Genomic DNA, 17,653 nt, shown 5'->3' on the forward strand with positions numbered 1-17,653 from the left:
GGCCATTGAGCGGGCCTTGAGCCGAGCGGGCCGCGCTAGCATCCCACTCGTGAACCTCGCCGTCGTCCTCGTGTCCCCCAAAACGCCCGGCAATATCGGCTCGGCGGCCCGCGCGATGCTGAACATGGGCGCCCGCGACCTGCGGCTGGTCGCCCCGCGCTGCGATCATCTGGACTCCCAGGCCGTGGCGATGGCGGTCCACGCGGCGGACCTGCTGCGGGAGGCCCGCGTCTACCCCACCCTGCGCGAGGCGCTGGCCGACCGCGACCTCAGCGTGGGGACCTCGGCGCGGATTCGCGCGGACCTGCCCGCCCCCCGCCACCCCGCGCAGGTGCGGCCCCTGGTACGGGCGGCCTCGGCCCCGGCGCTGGTCTTCGGGCCGGAGGAGACGGGGCTGGTCAACTCGGACCTGGAGCAGTGTCAGGTGACCGTGCGGGTGCCCACCGGGGACTACGCCAGCCTGAACCTCGCCCAGGCCGTGCTGCTGGTGTGCTACGAGTTCCTGCAAGCGCAGGACGAGGTGCCTGCCAGCGAGCGCAAGACGGCGACGCGCGAGGAGATGGAGGCGATGTACGGCCACCTGCACCAGACCATGCACCTGATCGGCTACACCGACGCGGTGCGGGCGCGGCATACGCTGCGGCTGTGGCGGGCGATGCTGGACCGGGCGCTGATGAGCAGCGCGGAAAGCCGCCTCTTCCGGGGCCTACTGCGGCAGGTGGAGTGGAAGGTGCGGGACGCGGCGCGGTGCGGCACGGTGGAGGGAAAAGCGGCTCCGGCAGACGAGACGGCTCTGGACTGAGGCTCACGGCGCCGGGCATTACGGAGCGCGGTGCTGACCCTCCCTAGACTGTCCCCCATGACCGAGTTGCCCGCTGTCCTGCCCCCGGCTTCGCCGCCGCCCGCGCCGCGCGAGTGGCCGCTGTCGCGGCGGGTGCAGCTGCTGCGCAACGTGCTGCCGCCCCTGATCGTGCTGGTGGTGGCGGTGGTGGAACTGCTGATCGCGGGCCTCCAGAATCCGCGGGCCGAGGTCTGGGCGCACCTGCTGTTCTACGGACTGGTCGGGCCGGCGGCGACCTTTTTCAGCGTGGAGTGGATCGCGCAGGGCACCCGCGCCCGCGAGCGGGCCGAGCGCGAGCTGCGGGCCACCTACGCGCAGCTCAGCGCCTCGCACGGGCAGCTTCAGGCCGTGCAGGAGCTGATGCGCGACCTTAGCGGGGCGCCGGACCTGGGCGCGGTGGTGGAGGTCGCCGCGCGGGGCGCGATGCGGGCGACCGGGGCCGCGCACGCCACCCTGACGGTGCCGGGGGGCCTCAGCGCAGCGGCGGCGGGCGAGGGAGACACCAGGGAGGCCCGCTTCCCGCTGCGGGTGCCCATTCCCGGCGGGGGAGCCCTCGCGCTGCACTTCACCGAACCCCCGACCCCCGAGACCGAGGCCCTCGCGCAGGCCATCGCCGCCGAGGTCGCCACCGGGGTGGAGGCCGCCCGGCAGCGCACCCTGGACCTGATGACGCTCTACAGCGTGGACCAGTCCATCCGCGCCGAGCGCAACATGCGCCGCCTGCTCGCCCGCGTGACCCGCAACATGGCCGAGCGGGTGCAGGCGGGGGCGCGGGCGGCCTACCTGCGCGATCAGGACGGCCTCCTGCGGTTGGAATACGCCGAGGACTGGACCGGTGAGCAGGGCGGGCGCGGCTCCCTGGCCCCGGCCTTCGTGGAGCGGGTGGCCGAGGCAGGCACGCCCCTGGTCGCGGCCGAGGACGAGGCCGCCGAGGTGTTTCCCGGCGCGACCTCCGCCCTGGGCTTTCCCATGCGCGACGAGCAGGGGCTGGTCGGCGTGCTGGTGCTGGGCGACGAGCGGCCTGCCGCGTTCGGGGACGTGCGCCTGCCCCTCCTCGCGCTACTGGCGGCGCAGGCCGCGCTGGGGGTCCGCAATGCCCGCGCCTACCTGTACTCGGAGGAACTCGCCATCAGCGACGAACGCGCCCGCATCGCCCGCGAGATTCACGACGGAGTGGCGCAGTCGCTCGCCTTTGCGGCGCTCAAACTCGACGTGGTGGCCCGGCAACTGCGGGCCGAGCCGGACCGGGCCGAGGAGGAGGTCCGCGCCGCCAGTGTGCTGCTGCGCGAGCAGATCAAGGAAGTGCGGCGCTCAATCTTCGCGCTGCGGCCCATCGACCTGGAGCGCTACGGCCTGCTGGAGACGGTGCGGCGCTACGTGGAAGATTTCGGGCAGCAAAATGGGGTCCGCACCACGCTGAACGTCACCGGGGACATCCACCTCGCGCCGGGGGACGAGGCGGTGGTCTTCCGCATTCTGCAAGAGAGCCTCAATAACGTCGCCAAGCACGCCCGCGCCCGCGAGGTCACCGTCAGTCTGCACGGCGGCCACCGCGTCACCCTGCGCGTGCAGGACGACGGCGCGGGCTTTGACCCGGAGCAGGTATCGGGCCGCGTGAGCAGCGCCGGGGGCCTGGGCCTGATGCAGATGCGCGAGCGGGTGGAGAGCCGGGGTGGGAAGTACCGGGTGCTCAGCGAGCCGGGGCACGGGACGCTGGTGGAGGCGGAGGTGCCGCAGGCGTGAGTATGGGCTCACCCCCAGTCGCCCCCAAGTCAAGGAAAGGGAAATCTCTCCGGTGAAACCTCGTCGCCAAACGCCTCCTCGCTGGCAAGACGAATCCCCTTTGCGGTCAGGTCTGCGCCAATCGTCCAACCTGCCCTCATGACCTCGTCCACGTGAAGCTCGACGTACCCGAGATACGCCAACTCCTTCAGGGCCACCACATCAGGATGTGAGTCGAAGTCCGGTGACTCACTTGCCTCCAGGTCGAAGGCTGCTCCATTCCTGTACCCCTTTCGCCAGAGCTTCACCATCCACCTGAGATTCTCCAGCGCCCGACCAGAGACTGGGTCTTGCATCGTCGTCTCCTTCAATTGGAACTTCTGTCTGGCCGTTCGCGCTTCCCACGGCGGAACGACTGCCTGATCCTCCCTAATTCAGCGTCCGCCCCCCCGCCGCCCCCACCAGCCCGAACGCCGGAACCGGCACCCGCGCCCGCACCCCCCAGGCGTCCTGCATGACGTAGTGGCCGCTCATCTGGCCGGGCGGGTCTTCCAGGGTGACAAAGGAGTCGTAGACGAACACGCCGCCGGGCGCCAGCACGGGCTGCTCGCCCACGACGCCCTCGCCGTCCACGACCGTGTGGCGGCCCGAGCCGTCCACGATGTCCCAGTGCCGGGTGAGCAGTTGCCAGGTGTCGTCGCTGTGGTTCTCGATGCGGATGACGTAGGCGAAGAGGTGTCGCCCCGCCGCCGAGTGTGCGGCGAGGTAGCTCACCTCCACGCGCACCCGCACGTCGGGGGCCGGAGCGTAGGCAGGATGGCTCATGGGGCGAGGATAGCCGGGGAGCCTAGACTGGGCCGCGTGACCCAGGACAACCCAACCAGCAGCGCCGCCCCCGCCATCAACGAAGACTTCCTCTTCGCCCTGCTGCGCGAGGCGGCCCCCAGCGGCTGTGAGCGCCGCGCCGCCGACGTGTGGAAGGCAGAAGCGGCGACCTTTGCCCGCGTCTCGGAGGACCACTACGGCAACGTGTACGCCGAACTCGGTCCGGAAGACGGCCCGACCATTGCGCTGATGGGCCACCTCGACGAGATCGGCCTGATCGTGTCGCACGTCGGGGACGGCGGACTCATCAGCGTGCTGGGCGTCGGCGGCTGGGACCCGCAGGTGCTCGTCGGCCAGCGCATCCGGCTGCTCGCGCCGGGCGGGGATATTCTGGGCGTGATCGGCAAGAAGGCCATCCACGTGATGGAACCCGAGGACCGGAAGAATGCCTCCAAGCTGGAAGACCTCTGGATTGATGTCGGCCTGAGCAAGGAGGAGGTCCAGCAGCGCGTTCCGGTGGGCACCTACGGCGTCATAGAGCAGGGGCCGGTCCGGGTGGGCGACAAGATCGTCAGCCGGGCGCTGGACAACCGGGTGGGCGGATTTATCGTGCTGGAGGCGCTGCGGGCGCTGAAGGACGCGGAGCTGAGGCACCGGGTGGTCGCCGTGGGCACCAGCCAGGAGGAGATCGGCGTGTTCGGGGCACAGGTCAGCGGGCACCGCCTGAACCCGGTCGCGGGCGTGGCGGTGGACGTGACCCACGAGACGGGGCAGCCGGGCGTCTCCGAGAAGAAATACGGCACTGTGCCCTTCGGCTCGGGGGCCAACCTCAGCGTGGGGCCGATGACCAGCCCGGCCATCCTGCGCCAGATGCAGGACGCCGCTCGCGAGGAGGGCATTCCCTACACCCTCAGCGCGAGCGGGCGCTACACGGGCACCGACGCCGACGCGCTGACGCTGGTGCGCTCGGGCGTGCCCACGGCGGTCGTGAGCATTCCCAACCGCTACATGCACTCGCCCTCCGAGATGGTGGACGCCCGCGACGTGAAGGCCTGCACCGACATCCTCGCGGCGTGGATTCGGCGGCTGAAGGGCGGGGAGGAGTTCCTGCGCTGACGCCGCCAGGGTGGGCTGACGCGTGGCCCACGACCACCCCCACGTCTACAATCTGCCGGTGACTTCTCCTCCCCTCCCCTCCCCGGCTCCGGCCCGGCGTGCCGCCCTGCCCTTCATCCTCCTGACCGTCCTGCTGGACGTGATGGGGGTGGGGCTGATCATCCCGGTCTTTCCGGGGCTGGTGAGCGACCTCGCGGGCGATCCCACGCTGGGGGCACGGCTGCTGGGCGTGTTCACCGCCGTCTACGCGCTGATGCAGTTCATCTTCGCGCCCATCCTGGGGGCGCTGTCCGACCGCTACGGGCGGCGGCCGGTGCTGCTGCTGAGCCTGCTGGGGCTGGGGCTGGACTACCTGCTGCTGTACTTCGCGCCGAATCTGTGGTGGCTCTTTGTGGGCCGGATCATCGCGGGCATCACCGGGGCGAGCATCACGGTGGCGAACGCGTACCTGGCGGACGTGACGGCGCCCGAAAACCGTGCCCGGTCGTTCGGATTGCTGGGGGCCACCTTCGGGGTAGGCTTCATCCTGGGTCCGGCGCTGGGCGGGGTGCTGGGCGACGTGGACGTGCGGCTGCCCTTCCTGGTCGCGGCGGTGCTCGCGCTGCTGAACGCCGCCTACGGCTACTTCATCCTGCCCGAGTCGCTGCCGCCCGAGCGCCGGGGCACGCCCGAGCCCATCCGCTTCAACCCGCTCGCGCCGCTGAAGGTGCTGGGCCGCTATCCCCTCGTGCGGAACCTCGCCGCCGCCTTCATCCTGATCGGGATGGCGCAGCAGGTGATTTTCAGCACCTGGGTCCTGTTCACCGAGCGGGTGCTGGGCTGGAGTTCCACCCAGAACGGGCTGGCGCTCGCCCTGATCGGGTTGCTGTCGGCCATCGTGCAGGCGGGGGTAGTAGGCACGGCGGTGCGGGTGCTGGGCGAGCGCGGGGCCATCCTCACCGGGCTGCTGCTGGGCGTCGTGCAGTACCTGCTGCTGGGCGCGGCCCGCACCGACGGCATGCTGTACGCCTCCATCGTGCTGGGGTCGCTGGCGGGCATCGCGGGTCCGGCCATCCAGGGCCTGATCAGCCGCCGGGTCGAGGCCACCGAGCAGGGGCGGGTGCAGGGCGCCCTGACCAGTGTGCAAAGCCTCGTCGGGGTGGTCGGGCCGCTGGTCGCCACCAGCGTCTTCGCGGCGTTTACCCGGCCCGGCAACCCGTACCACGAACCCGGCGCGGCCTTTTACATGGCAGCGCTGTTCAGCCTCGCGGGGACGGTGGTCGCGGGCGTGGTGCTGCGGCGGGCGGGGAAGCAGAGCTAGGGCAGGAGATGAACGAAGACCCCTCACCGGGCGACTGGTGAGGGGTTCTTTGCTCCTGTCCGTCTGTTAAAGGCTTGAAGCGGTCACACCGCCTGCCGCCTGCTCCTCGCCTACTCCAGGCCGAGCGTCCAGCACACTGTCCGGCACTCCCGCCAGCGCCCGGCGCACCACGTCCAGCCCCGCAGCAGGGCGGTGGCCTTCCTCGCTGAGCGTGCGCTTCCAGTGCCGTGCTCCTGGCTGGCCCGCGAACAGGCCCAGGGTGTGCTTCATCATGCGGTTCAGGGGCTGGCCTTGCTCCAGTTGCGCGGCGACGTAGGGCAGAAAGGCTTCAATTGCCTCGCGGCGGGTGGGTGGGGCCACGTCCTCCCCGAACACGTCGCGGTCGGCGGTCGCCAGGAGGTACGGGTCGCTATACGCCGCCCGCCCGATCATCACGCCGTCGGCCCATTTGAGATGCTCGCGGGCGGCCTCCAGGGTCAGCACGCCGCCGTTCAGCACGACCGTCAGCCCCGGAAAGTCGGCCCTGAGCTGCTGCACGACCTCATAGCGTAGGGGGGGAATCTCGCGGTTTTCCTTCGGGGAGAGGCCGGAGAGCCACGCCTTGCGGGCATGGACGATGAAGGTCTCGCAGCCCGCCGCCGCGACGGTGGACACGAAGCGGGTGAGGTGCGCGTAGCTGTCCAGATCGTCAATCCCGATGCGGTGCTTGACGGTCACGGGAAGGCGGGTCGCGCCCCGCATCGCCTCCACCGCGCGGGCCACCACGTCGGGGGTCGCCATCAGGCACGCGCCGAACGCGCCGCTCTGCACCCGGTCCGAGGGGCAGCCGCAGTTGAGGTTAACCTCGTCATAGCCCCAGTCTTCGGCAATACGGGCGCACTCGGCCAGCGCCGCCGGGTCCGAGCCGCCGAGTTGCAGGGCGAGCGGGTGCTCGACGCCCGAGAATCCCAGGTGCCGCTCGCGGTCGCCGTGCAGGATCGCCCCGGTCGTGACCATCTCGGTATACAGCAGGGTGCGGCGGGTCAGCGTGCGGTGAAAGACCCGGCAGTGCCGGTCGGTCCAGTCCATCATCGGGGCGACCGAGAGCGTGTGGGGCGGGCGGGAGGCGGCGCTCATCGCCCGGCAGTGTACGGGGTGGGCACGGATGGAAATGGGAAGGGAACCGCAGGCCCTAGCCCACGGCTCCCCGGCTCCTCTGCCCTTACTTTCCGGCCTTGTCGTCCCGCTCTGCGGGTTGCGTGGTCTTTTCCTCCTGCCCGGCGCGGACAGTCTGGCGCGGCTCCACGATGAGGCCAGGGCCGACCTTCGCGCCCGATTCCACGACGCTGTGCGCCCCGATCACGCTCAGGCGGCTGTTGGCGCTCTGGCCGCCGACCACCGCGTCCGCCTCCACGACTGCCCCCTGGTCCACGATGGCGCGGCTGACCCGCGCTCCGGCCTTCACCACCGCCCCCGGCTGCACGATGCTGTTCCGCACACTGGCCCCCTCCTCCACGACCGCGTTGGGGCCGACCACGCTGCCGATGACCTCGCCTGCGATCACGGCCCCGCCGCAGACGTAGCTGTGGTCCAGCCGCGCCGAGCCATGAATTCGCGTCGGCGGCCGGGCGATGGAGCTGGTGATGAAGGGCCAGTCCGGGGTGTCCAGCTCAAAGCCGTGGCCGTTCAGAAAGTCCTGGTGGGTTTGCATGTAGGCGTCCAGCGTGCCCACATCCATCCAGTAGCCCTCCAGCGGGTAGGCGTGGGCGTCCCCCCGCGCGACGAGGGCGGGCAGCAGTTCCTCGCCGTAATCGCCCAGTTCGCCCTGCTTTTCCAGCTCTTCCAGGGTGTCCATCAAAATGGCCGCGTCGTACACGAAGACCTCGGCGGTCACGGTCCTCCCCAGCGGCTCGTCGGGCTTGTAGGCAAACTCGGTGACCTTGCCCTCGCCGTTGGCCCGCACGTTGCCGAAGCGGGTGGCCTGCGCCTCGTCGGGCAGGTCGGTGGTGACCATCGTGACGCTGGCCTCCCGGCGGACGTGCTCGCGGATGACCTCGGAGTAGTCCAGCTTGTAGATGTGGTCGGCGCTCATGACCAGCACCACGTCGGGGGCGAACTCGCGCATCAGCCGGACATGCTGGGCGAGGGCGTGGGCGTTGCCCTGAGCGAACTCGCCGTCCTCGTTCTCGGGGCTGGAAAAGGGCGGCATGACCACCAGCCCGCCCCGCGTGCGGTCGAGGTCCCAGGGCCGCCCGCCCGAGAGGTGGTCGTTGAGGCCGTGCGGGAGGTACTGCTCGATCACCCACACGTCCTGCACGCCGCTGTGCACAAGGTTGGACAGCGAGAAGTCGATCAGGCGGTAGGTGCCCAGAAAGGGCACTGCGGGCTTGGCCCGTTCGGTCGTCAGCGGGGCGAGGCGACTGCCTTTGCCTCCCGCGAGGACGATGGCGAGCACTGTCTTTCCCGCGATGCGCCTATTCACAGGGTTAGTCTGCGGGGCGACTTCCCACCGCCGCATGAGGGGGCATTCGGGGGGGGTTCACCCTGACCCCCGTGTCCTTCAGGCCACGGCAAGGCACATGAGAAGCCCGCCCCCTACGCTGGTCCCATGTTCGCCCTTCTCGTCCTGATGGTCCTGCTCGCGCTGGTGGCCTACGCCGCTGCCCGGCAAGCCCGGCTGAATCTCGGTCCCGACAGTGGTGCGGCAGACTCTCGCCGTGACCGTACCCGGCAGCGGGACGGCCACCCGGCCTGAGCGCGGGGGGCGTGGCTGGGGTCTACCCGCTACGCCCCGACCGCCCGCTCGGCCTCGGGGTTGTTCTCTGCCCGGCCCAGCACCGCGTCCACGTCGGGCCACTCGATGATCTGGAAACGGCTGTTGCGAATGGCGGGAGTGAAACCCGCGTCCACGGCGATCCGCACGAGTTCGCGCACCGTGGCTTTATGCCGCCCGTGCCCACCCGCCGCCGAGACGACGTTTTCCTCCAGCATGGTGGAGCCGAGGTCGTTCGCCCCGTAGTACAGCGCGGCCTGCGCCACCTTGAACCCCTGCCCCGGCCACGAGGCTTGCAGGTTGGGGAAGTTATCCAGCGCGATTCGCGCGACCGCGAGTTGCTGGAGGTACTCGTGCGCGGAGGCGCCGGGCGCCTTGCCGTGCAGGCGGGTGTGCTCGGTCTGGAGGGTCCACAGCGCGAAGCCGGAAAAGCCGTTGCCGCCGTACTCGCGCAGCGCCCGGTCCTGCTGCTCGCGCAGGCGGGTGAGGTGGCGCACCCGCTGCGCGACCGTCTCCCCGAAGCCGATGACCATCGTGGCGATGGTGTACAGCCCCTTGCGCTGCGCCGCGTCGATGATGCGGAACCAGTCGGCGCTGCGGATGCGGGCGGGGGCGGCCTTCGCCCGCACCTCGTCCTCCAGAATCTCGCCGCCCGCGCCGGGCAGCCCGTGCAGCCCTGCGTCAATCAGGGTGTCGAGCAGCCCGTCCAGGCTCAGACCGAAGCTCTTTTCCATGAAGAGGACTTCTTCGGGCGAGAAGGCGTCGATGCGGATGGTGGGGTGATGTTCGCGCACGTGCCGCAGCAGCCCGGTGTAATAGTCCAGCCCCAGCGCCGGGTTGACCCCGCCCTGAAGCAGGATGCGGGTGCCGCCCACCGCCTCCAGGTCACGGATCTTGGCGCTGATCTGCTCGTAGTCCAGCACGTAGCTGTCGTTCTGGCGCCGGGTGCGGTAAAAGGCGCAGAAGTTGCAGCCCACGTTGCAGATGTTGGTGTAGTTGATGTTGCGGTCGATCAGAAAAGTGACGACCTCGGCGGGCGTGCGCTCCAGCCGCAGCCCGTGTGCCACCGCTGCCACGTCGGGCAGGGGCAGGGTATAGAGCGCCTCCAGCTCCTGCGCCTCCAGCCGCACCCCGGAGGCAGCTTTCTCCAGCACCCCGGCCCTCACTTGCACGTCCGCCGTCATAGCCGCACGCTAGCACCGCAGGGGGGCGTCAAGCGTCCCGGCCCTCACCCTCGGGAACGAGCAACAGCACCGTTCCCGCCTTGACGGGAAGCGCGGTCCAGGGTTCGGCGGGCGTGACCCGGTAGCCCTCGGCGGCCCGTAGGCGCACGAACTCGCCGTGCGGCAGATCGAGGACCGCCTCCCCCGCAAGGCAGGTCAGCCAGCCCGTCACGGGGGGGCCGCCCACCTTGCCGGGCAGCGCGAGCACCCGCAACCCGCCGCCGGGGAGGGTCACCCACTCGCCCGGCGTGCCGCCCGCGAGCCGCGCGAGGTGCAGGGCCTGGGGCGGCTCGGGGCGGGTCCTAGAATTTCTTGCCGACATCACTCAGCCTTTGAGACACAGCTCAAGATAGGTCTTGCCTTCCGAAGGCTGCGACTTGAGCGCTGCAACAGTACCGGGTCTGGCGGGTCGGAATCCCCAGCTCTGGTAGGCACGCCGCCCCCTTGCATTCGCGTCCGCAATCTCCGCCAGCAGGCAGGAAACCTGGCGGTTCCGCATGGTCTCGGCCGTCCGCTCGGTGAGCTGACGGCCAATACCTTGACCGCGACTCTGCGCGGCCATGTACGTTCCCACTTCCCCCAACATTCCTGAGAAGAGTTGGACGGACTGAAATCCCAAGAGGTCCGTGCCACGCAGGGCTAGGAGAACCCAGCCCCTCGGAAGAGTGGCGTCCAGGTAACGGCGCTCCTCCTCCACGGAAACGGGCATCGTCAACGCTGTTCCATCCCTCGCCAGGATCACGGCATTGAGAAGCTCGGCAATCTGCGGGGCGTCCTCCACCGTAGCTTCAAGAAACGCGAGAGCAGAACCTCCCATTGACTGCTCAGCCTTCCCGCGCCGCCTGGTTGAGCTTCTTGCTGGCTTGCAAGGCCATGCCCTTGGCCTTTTTCACGTCCAGGCCGAGTTCCGGGGCCACGTCCTCCACCTTGCGCCCCTGGTCGCGGGTGGCGGTCACGAGCGCCCGCTCGGTGTCACCCAAGACGCCGAGGTGAGGCTTGAGATCGGCCCAGGTGAGGGCGGGGGCCTTGGGGGTAGCCGCTTTGGCGGGCGCCTTCCTCGCGGCGGTCTTGCTGGCCGTCTTGCTTGCTGAGGTCTTCCCCGTCGCCTTGCGGGTCGCCGTGCCCGAAGCTGCCTTGCGGGGAGCGGCCTTCTTCGCCGTGCCCGTCCTGGCCCCGGACTTCGCGCCCGTCTTCGCCGCCCGCGTCCCCGGCTTTTTCTTGGGCTCCTTGCCGCGCTCCTCCAGAATCTCCAGGGCACGTTCGGCGGTCAGGCTGGCCTCGTCCTCGCCTTTGCGGAGGGTGGCGTTGCGCTCCCCGTCGGTGAGGTAAGGCCCGAACCGGCCCGACTTCAGCAGGATGGGGGCGCGGCCCTCGTACTCAAAGGTTCGCAGTGGCGCGGCAGCAGCCCCCCGTGCCCGGAAGCGCGGCTGCATGAACAGGGCCTCCGCTTCCGGCAGCGTCACGGTAAAAAGTTGCTCGTGGGTGGCGAGGCTGCGCGAGTCGTTGCCGCGCTTGAGGTACGGGCCAAACTTGCCGTTCTGCGCCCAGATTTCCTCGCCTTCCGCCACACCCACCAGCCGGGGAAGGCTCAGCAGCCGCAGCGCCCGCTCCAGCGTGACCGTGGCGGGATCGTCGCCGGGAAAGAGGCTGGCCGAGCGGATGGGCGGGGTCTCGTCGCCCAGCGTCACGTAGGGGCCGTAGCGCCCCGCCCGCGCCACCACCGGATGCCCGGTCGCGGGGTCCTCGCCCAGCACGCGGTCCCCGGTGGGACGGCTGAACAGGTCTTCCGCCTTTTCCAGCGTCAGGTCGTCGGGCAGGAGGTCGTCGGGAAGGTTGACCTTCTCCTCGCCGCGCTGCATGTATGCCCCGTAGCGGCCCACCCGGACCTCGATGCCGCTGCCCGCCAGTCGGGGCACGTGGATGGTGGCGATGCCACGCGCGTCGATCTCGCCCATCTTGGAGTCGATGAGGGGCCGCAGGGCCATCCCTTCCCCGCCTTCCCCGAGGTAGAAGCGGCGCAGGTAGGGCACCCGCTGCGCTCGCCCGCCCGCGATGTCGTCGAGCGCCTCCTCCATCCGGGCGGTGAAGTCGTAGTCCACCAGGTTGCCGAAGTGCCCCTCCAGCAGCGCGGAGGTGGCAAAGGCCGTCCAGGTGGGCACCAGCGCCTGCCCCTTCTTGACCGCATAGCCACGGTCCTGAATGGTGCCCAGGATGCTCGCGTAGGTGGAGGGCCGCCCGATACCCGCGCCTTCCAGCGCCTGCACCAGCGAGGCTTCGGTGTAGCGGGCGGGGGGCTGCGTCTCGTGGTCCTCGGCCTTGACCGATTCGGCAGTCACGCGCTCGCTTTCCTTGAGAGGGGGCAGGGGCGTCTCGCGGTCCTCCAGGGCGGCGGCGGGGTCGTCGCTGCCCTCCACGTAGGCCCGCAGGAAGCCGGGAAAGTCGATGGTGCGGCCCGAGGCGCTCAGGCCCGCCGCCTCCCCGGTCGTGGCCGTCCCCGCCAGGCGCACCCGCAGGCTGCGGCCCCGCGCGTCGGCCATCTGGCAGGCCACTGTGCGCTTCCAGATCAGGTCGTAGAGGCGCCACTCGTCGCCCGAGAGTTCCCCGCGCAGCGAGTCGGGCGTGCGGAAGCTGGACCCGGCGGGACGGATCGCCTCGTGCGCCTCCTGCGCGTTTTTGGCCTTTTTCGCGTACACGCGCGGCTGGGGCGAGAGGTAGTCCTGCCCGTACATGGACTTGACCTGGCTGCGGGCCGCGTTCACGGCTTCACCGGAGAGGTTGGTGGAGTCGGTCCGCATGTAGGTGATGTACCCGCCCTCGTACAGCCGCTGCGCCGCCCGCATCGTCCGCGTGGCCGCGAAACCCAGCTTGCGGCTTCCCTCCTGCTGCAACGTAGACGTGATGAAGGGCGCGTAGGGCCGCTGGGTGAAGGGCTTTTCCTCAGCAGAGGTGACGGTGAGCGTCTGCCCGGTCAGGCCGTCCGCGAGGGCACGCGCCGCCGCCTCGTCCAGCGGGCGCACCCCCGCGCTGTCCTTCAGCCGCCCGGTGAGGGGGTCAAAGTCCTTGCCCGTCGCCAGCCGCACCCCATCCACGTCAGTGAGGCGGGCGGGGAAGGTGGCCCCCGCCGCCGTGCGCCCCGTCACCACGAGGTCCCACCACACCGCCGAGACGAAGCGCATCCGCTCACGCTCGCGCTCGACGAGCATCCGGGTCGCCACCGACTGCACGCGGCCCGCGCTGAGCTTGGGCGCGACCTTCTTCCACAGGACTGGACTGACCTCGTACCCGTACAAGCGGTCCAGCGCCCGGCGGGCCTCCTGCGCCTCCACGAGGTTGGTGTCGATGTCGCGGGGGTTCTGGATGGCCTGCTGAATGGCTTCCTTGGTGATCTCGTGGAAGACCATCCGGCGCACGGGCACCTTGGGCTTGAGTTCCTGATACAGGTGCCAGGCGATGCTCTCGCCCTCGCGGTCGTCGTCGGTCGCCAGAATGATCTCGTCGGCGTCTGCCGCCAGCTTCTTGAGCCGGGCGACGTGCTGGCGCTTTTCCGGGGAGACGACGTACAGGGGTCGGAAATCGTCCTCCACGTCCAGCCCGAGCCGCGCCCAGGCCTTGCCCTTGTACTTCTCGGGAATGTCGGCGGCGCTCTTGGGCAGGTCACGGATATGCCCGATGGAGGACTCCACCGCGTACCCCTTTCCGAGGTACTTCTCGATGGTTCTCGCCTTGGCGGGCGACTCGACGATCACGAGGGTTCTGGGCATAAGAGGAAGGCTCCACCGGGGCGAAGTGCGCCGAGCGTAGCATGGTCCCTCCGACCCATACGGCGGTGCGGGCTGCGATTGAGCCTGGAGCAGTTCTCCACCTGCTTCGGGGGAGACAGGAAGATGCACCATCGGAAACGCGACTTGTGCCTCCGTGTTCAGGGCGGACCGGGGCAGGCGAGGCGGCGTGAATCCTGCGTTTCCAGGGTGGTCCGGCTTACCAGCCTCGCCGTGCAGGACGGCAGGCATGGCCCGTGCTACGCTCGCCTCCCATGCGTGACCGGGGGTCCACCGCTTCGTTGCTGCCGCTGCTGGTGCTGCTCGGCCTGGTTCTCGGATTCCTGCTCTTTCCCCGTATGCCGACTCCGGCGAGTGCGCCCTACCCCACCGTCGTGGTGCTGGGGGCCGCGCAGTACGCGGGCACGCCCAGCCCGGCCTTCGCCCGGCGGCTGGACCACGCCCTCGCGCTCTACCGGGCAGGCGGGGTGCGCCGGGTCGTGGTGACGGGCGGGCGGCGGCCCGGCGACCCCCACTCGGAGGGCGAGGTCGGGGTGCGGTATCTGCGGGCGGCGGGCGTTCCGGCCTCGGCCCTGGTCGCGGAAACAGCCAGCCGCACCACTGTGGAGAACCTGCGCGGCGCCCGTGCCCTGCTGCCCCCCGCCACGCCCCTGACCCTGGTGACGGACCCGGCCCACACGCCCCGCGCCCTGGCACTGGCGCACGCCCTGGACCTGACCGCCAACGCCAGCCCCAGCCCGCTCAGCCAACCTCCCGCCGGACGCTACCTGCTGCGGGAGCGGCTGGCCTTGGTGGGGTATGCGGTGGTGGGGGTGAGCCAGAACTCCAAGTAACTTGGGGCTATGACCCTCCCCCCCACACTCAAGCTCGCAGAGGTTGTCCCAGACCTCAAGTCCTGGAATGAGGGCAAGGGAATAGAGCCTGAAGACTGGCTCGCCATGCTGGGTTCGGTTCCTCAAGCGCTGATGTACAGCGTCCTCTTCTGGCCCACGTTTGTAGAGCACCAGGGCTGCCTGCTGCGGGAAGGGTTCAGCCCGCAGCTCTTTCAGGAATGGCTGACACGGACCAACGGAGATCGGACAGCCGTTGAGCTGGTCATGAATCACCGCCACATCACCGACTTCTTTCCCAACGCTGAAGAGCATCCCAGCCCAGAACAGATCGCCTACTGGGCCATTTGTTGCGAGAGATCTGGACTCTGAAGCTCACCCGCGACTTCCCGAGTCTTAATCCTCAGGTTGTCTTTTCCTGGCAGGATCTTGAAGACGATTTGGATGCCCGGCTTCTGGTCTTCGTCCGGCGGGAGAAAGCGCAGTCTTAACTGCCCCCCTCCTACCGCCCTAGTCGCCGCAGTACTCCCGCCACCTCCGGCAACCGCAGAGCCAGCGCCCCGGCAAGGTACACGGCCAGCCCCACGCCGCCCGCCAGCGCCAGCCCAACCACGCCGGGCACGATGAAACCAGGCTCGGGCATCACGAGCGACACCAGCCACGCGGCCAGCCCAGCGGCGGCGGCGAGCGGCACCACCCGCAGCAGGTGCCCGGCGACCTCCCGCGAGGGGAAGCCCAGGGCGCGGCGGTACATGAGAATCAGCGCCCCCGACATCAGCACGCCACTGATCGCCGTACTGACACCAAAGCCCAGAAAGCCCAGCCGGGGCACCAGCAGGTTGTACAACCCGACCTCCAGCACGAAGCCTGCGGCGCTGACGACCACGGCCTCGCGGGTGCGCTCGCGGGCGTAGAAGGTCCGCAGCAGCACCGTCACGACCGCCCAGGGAATCAACGCCAGCGCCCACCCCGTCAGGATGCCCGACCCCGCCTGGAACTTGGCGACCTCGAAGTCGCGGCCCAGGTTGAACAGGCTCACGGCGTAGGGGGCGAGTGCCAGCAGCAGCGCACTCATGGGCGCGGCGAAGAAGGTGGTGGTCCGCAGGCCCTGCACGGTCAGCGCCCGGAACGCCGCCCAGTCGCGGTCGGCGGCGTGCTGCGAGAAGCGCGGAAAGAGAGCCAGCACGGGCGACACGACAAAGAGGCCGTTCGCCATCGTGAAGAGGGCCTCCGCGTTGGCGTAGCCCGTCTGGGTACCCACCGGAAACTGGCTGCTGTTCGTGAGCAGCCGGGTCACGTACACGTTCAGCACCTGCCGCGCCCCCGCCGTCAGCGTGAAGGGGGCCATCTGCCGCAGCACCCGCCCCAGCGCCGGGTGCCCGCGCAGCGCGGGGGTGGGCAGCACCCCAAACCGGGCCAGCGCCGGAAGCTGCACCACCAGTTGCGCCACCCCACCGATCAGCCACCCGAAGGCCAGCCAAGTCGCCGTGTCGGGCAGCAGCAGCAGCGCCACGATGGACGCGAGGTTAAAGGCCACGGGCGCGAAACTGCTCTCCTTGAAGTGCTCGTCGGCGTTCAGCAGCCCCATCGCCACCGCCGAGAGGCTGATCAGCATCAGGAAGGGCATCACCAGCCGGGTCATGTAGGTCGCCAGCGCCGGGTCCACGTTGGAGTTCGCGGCGGTCAGCAGGTCCACGATCCAGGGGGCCGCGAAGATGCCCAGCGCCATCAGCAGCAGGTTGACGGCAATCAGCACACCGCTGAAGGCCTGTGCCAGCTTCTTCCGGTCAGCGGTGTCCAGCGTCTTGTAAACAGGAATGAAGGAGTTGACGAGCGCCCCCTCCGCCAGCAGCTCGCGCAAGAGGTTGGGCACCCGCACCGCGACCGTGAAGGCGTCGGTGAGGGTCGCGTCGAACAGGTTGATGATCTGCTGGCGCACGATGCCCGAGAGCCGCGACCCCAGCGTCCCCGCCATCACGATCAGGGTGTTCACCCGCAGCGAGCGCCGGGGGGCCGGAGCCGGAGCGGGCGAGGCCGGACCCTGGGGCGGCGGACTGGGGTCGGGGGCGGCGGGCGGAACGGTCACGGGGCCAACTGTAGTGCGGGGAAGCGGCCAGCCGCCAGCTTCCAGCGGCCCGCCCCAGTCAGTTCCCCGGACGCACCGGCAGCGGCTCGTACACGCTCTTCACGCTGCCATTGTCAAAGGTCACCTTGCCCGTCACGTTGATGCTCGTGTACACCCGTTCGGCCCGGACGCGCACGTTCAGCGGCAGGGTGAAAATCAGGCGGCCCCCCTCCTGCCGGAAGCGGGTCACGGTGCCCCCGGCCGAGGGCCAGCGGTCCACGCCGGGCAGGGTCAGCTTGCCGGTGCGCCCGCCCTCGCGGTACTCCAGCTCGTAGCGGAACTCGGCGGCGACCGGCCGCGCCCCGTTGGGAACCGTCTCGATCACGAGGTCGCACAGGTGCGCTCGCCCGGCCATCAGCCCGGCGCGGGAGGCCCCGCTCACCGTGTCGCGGCAGGTCGTGAAGTACCACTCGGTGAACTTGGGAGCACCGACTGCCGGGGTGGCGGGCGTCGGCGTGGTCGCACGCGGCGCCGCCGTCGCCGTCCGGCCGTAAGGCTGGCAGCCGTTCACGCCCGCCCACGCCACGTCGAAGCCCCGCGCCGGGAAGGTGTACGTCAGCGCCTGTCCCCCGGTTCGGCGGTTGACCCGCACCACCAGCCGCTTGCCCGCGTTCAGCCCGGCGGCGATCTGCCGCACGACCGCTCCCTGAAGGCCGATGTTGCGCGTCAGCACGTTCTCGCGGGTGTCCACCACGCTCACGAGGTCCGAGTCGCGCAGCACGACAGCCGGGTCGTCTCCCAGCCGGATGGTCACGGCGGGTTTGAGGCCCGCGTAGGCCTCGTCCTCGCTGATCAGGGCGTTCTTGGTGGTCAGGGTGGCCCACAGCGCGGGGCGGTCACGGTCGGCGCAGCGCAGGGCCAAGCGCGTCTGGCCGGAAGTGTCGTTCACCTCGTCGATCACCACACTGCCCGTGTTCGCGTCGGTGATGGGGTCGCGGGCCGCCGAGTAGTAGGTGAAGGTGCCGGGCACCCGGGTCGCGGCCAGCGCTGCGCCAGACAGGGCCACGCTGGCAAGAAGAAGGAGAGGTCGCCGCATGCCCCCACTGTGCCGCAGCCGGAGCCGGGCCGGGGCCGCAAACCTGCTTGCCCCCCTCCACAACCCCCCAGCGCCGTGCTATGCTCCCGGTCGCCCACCGGCCC

Annotated in this window: 17 protein-coding genes; 7 read left to right on the forward strand and 10 right to left on the reverse strand. The window is 70.0% G+C overall.

Annotated elements, in window-relative coordinates:
• Positions 1-49 precede the first annotated feature (49 nt).
• Together F8S09_RS11750 and F8S09_RS11755 are read left to right on the forward strand one after the other, a co-directional pair.
• A complete protein-coding gene (locus F8S09_RS11750) occupies positions 50-802 on the forward strand; it encodes an RNA methyltransferase (RefSeq protein ID WP_322618771.1) in 753 nt (250 codons plus the stop codon).
• 57 nt (positions 803-859) lie between these two features.
• A complete protein-coding gene (locus F8S09_RS11755) occupies positions 860-2,584 on the forward strand; it encodes a sensor histidine kinase (protein ID WP_152871688.1) in 1,725 nt (574 codons plus the stop codon).
• A 29-nt stretch (positions 2,585-2,613) separates the two neighbouring features.
• On the opposite strand, the gene F8S09_RS11760 is transcribed toward F8S09_RS11755, so the two are convergent.
• Both F8S09_RS11760 and apaG read right to left on the reverse strand, forming a co-directional pair.
• Entirely contained in the window at positions 2,614-2,919 is a 306-nt protein-coding gene (locus tag F8S09_RS11760; RefSeq protein ID WP_152871689.1) for a hypothetical protein, read from the reverse strand.
• Positions 2,920-2,992: 73 nt separating this feature from the next.
• Positions 2,993-3,388 carry a Co2+/Mg2+ efflux protein ApaG gene (gene apaG, locus F8S09_RS11765; protein ID WP_152871690.1) on the reverse strand — a complete coding sequence of 132 codons (396 nt, stop codon included), beginning with the start codon at positions 3,386-3,388 and terminating at the stop codon, positions 2,993-2,995.
• A gap of 36 nt (positions 3,389-3,424) precedes the next feature.
• Here apaG and F8S09_RS11770 point away from each other — a divergent pair, with 36 nt between their 5' ends.
• Complete coding sequence (locus F8S09_RS11770) at positions 3,425-4,504, forward strand: M42 family metallopeptidase (RefSeq protein WP_322618772.1); 1,080 nt, start codon at positions 3,425-3,427, stop codon at positions 4,502-4,504.
• Between the two features lie 58 nt (positions 4,505-4,562).
• A complete protein-coding gene (locus F8S09_RS11775; protein WP_322618773.1) occupies positions 4,563-5,804 on the forward strand; it encodes a TCR/Tet family MFS transporter in 1,242 nt (413 codons plus the stop codon).
• A 66-nt stretch (positions 5,805-5,870) separates the two neighbouring features.
• Here F8S09_RS11775 and dusA read toward each other — a convergent pair whose 3' ends face one another.
• Together dusA and F8S09_RS11785 are read right to left on the reverse strand one after the other, a co-directional pair.
• Complete coding sequence (gene dusA, locus F8S09_RS11780) at positions 5,871-6,920, reverse strand: tRNA dihydrouridine(20/20a) synthase DusA (RefSeq protein ID WP_152871692.1); 1,050 nt, start codon at positions 6,918-6,920, stop codon at positions 5,871-5,873.
• An 85-nt stretch (positions 6,921-7,005) separates the two neighbouring features.
• Positions 7,006-8,265 carry a glucose-1-phosphate adenylyltransferase family protein gene (locus F8S09_RS11785; protein WP_322618774.1) on the reverse strand — a complete coding sequence of 420 codons (1,260 nt, stop codon included), beginning with the start codon at positions 8,263-8,265 and terminating at the stop codon, positions 7,006-7,008.
• Positions 8,266-8,391: 126 nt separating this feature from the next.
• Here F8S09_RS11785 and F8S09_RS17670 point away from each other — a divergent pair, with 126 nt between their 5' ends.
• Positions 8,392-8,538, forward strand: coding sequence for a hypothetical protein (locus F8S09_RS17670; protein WP_194165322.1), 147 nt, complete (start codon positions 8,392-8,394; stop codon positions 8,536-8,538).
• A 29-nt stretch (positions 8,539-8,567) separates the two neighbouring features.
• On the opposite strand, the gene mqnC is transcribed toward F8S09_RS17670, so the two are convergent.
• From mqnC to topA, 4 genes are read right to left on the reverse strand one after another with little or no spacing between them, the layout of a single operon-like run.
• Positions 8,568-9,740, reverse strand: coding sequence for a cyclic dehypoxanthinyl futalosine synthase (mqnC, locus tag F8S09_RS11790; protein ID WP_152871694.1), 1,173 nt, complete (start codon positions 9,738-9,740; stop codon positions 8,568-8,570).
• Positions 9,741-9,768: 28 nt separating this feature from the next.
• Positions 9,769-10,101, reverse strand: a complete 333-nt coding sequence (locus F8S09_RS11795) for a hypothetical protein (protein ID WP_152871695.1) — start codon at positions 10,099-10,101, stop codon at positions 9,769-9,771.
• A gap of 3 nt (positions 10,102-10,104) precedes the next feature.
• Positions 10,105-10,596: a GNAT family N-acetyltransferase gene (locus tag F8S09_RS18325; protein ID WP_152871696.1), complete on the reverse strand. Its 492-nt coding sequence runs from the start codon at positions 10,594-10,596 to the stop codon at positions 10,105-10,107.
• Between the two features lie 7 nt (positions 10,597-10,603).
• Positions 10,604-13,540 carry a type I DNA topoisomerase gene (gene topA / locus F8S09_RS11805; RefSeq protein ID WP_152871697.1) on the reverse strand — a complete coding sequence of 979 codons (2,937 nt, stop codon included), beginning with the start codon at positions 13,538-13,540 and terminating at the stop codon, positions 10,604-10,606.
• Between the two features lie 272 nt (positions 13,541-13,812).
• On the opposite strand from topA, the gene F8S09_RS11810 reads away from it, so the two are divergent.
• Together F8S09_RS11810 and F8S09_RS11815 are read left to right on the forward strand one after the other, a co-directional pair.
• Positions 13,813-14,391, forward strand: coding sequence for a YdcF family protein (locus F8S09_RS11810; RefSeq protein WP_152871698.1), 579 nt, complete (start codon positions 13,813-13,815; stop codon positions 14,389-14,391).
• A gap of 9 nt (positions 14,392-14,400) precedes the next feature.
• Positions 14,401-14,760 (forward strand): hypothetical protein, encoded by a 360-nt coding sequence (locus F8S09_RS11815; protein ID WP_152871699.1) that lies wholly within the window; start codon positions 14,401-14,403, stop codon positions 14,758-14,760.
• Between the two features lie 130 nt (positions 14,761-14,890).
• Here F8S09_RS11815 and murJ read toward each other — a convergent pair whose 3' ends face one another.
• A complete protein-coding gene (murJ, locus tag F8S09_RS11820; protein WP_407643664.1) occupies positions 14,891-16,474 on the reverse strand; it encodes a murein biosynthesis integral membrane protein MurJ in 1,584 nt (527 codons plus the stop codon).
• Between the two features lie 58 nt (positions 16,475-16,532).
• A complete protein-coding gene (locus F8S09_RS11825) occupies positions 16,533-17,549 on the reverse strand; it encodes a hypothetical protein (protein WP_152871701.1) in 1,017 nt (338 codons plus the stop codon).
• Positions 17,550-17,653 lie beyond the last annotated feature (104 nt).

It is taken from the genome of Deinococcus terrestris (assembly GCF_009377345.1).
In the GTDB taxonomy this organism is placed as follows: domain Bacteria; phylum Deinococcota; class Deinococci; order Deinococcales; family Deinococcaceae; genus Deinococcus; species Deinococcus terrestris.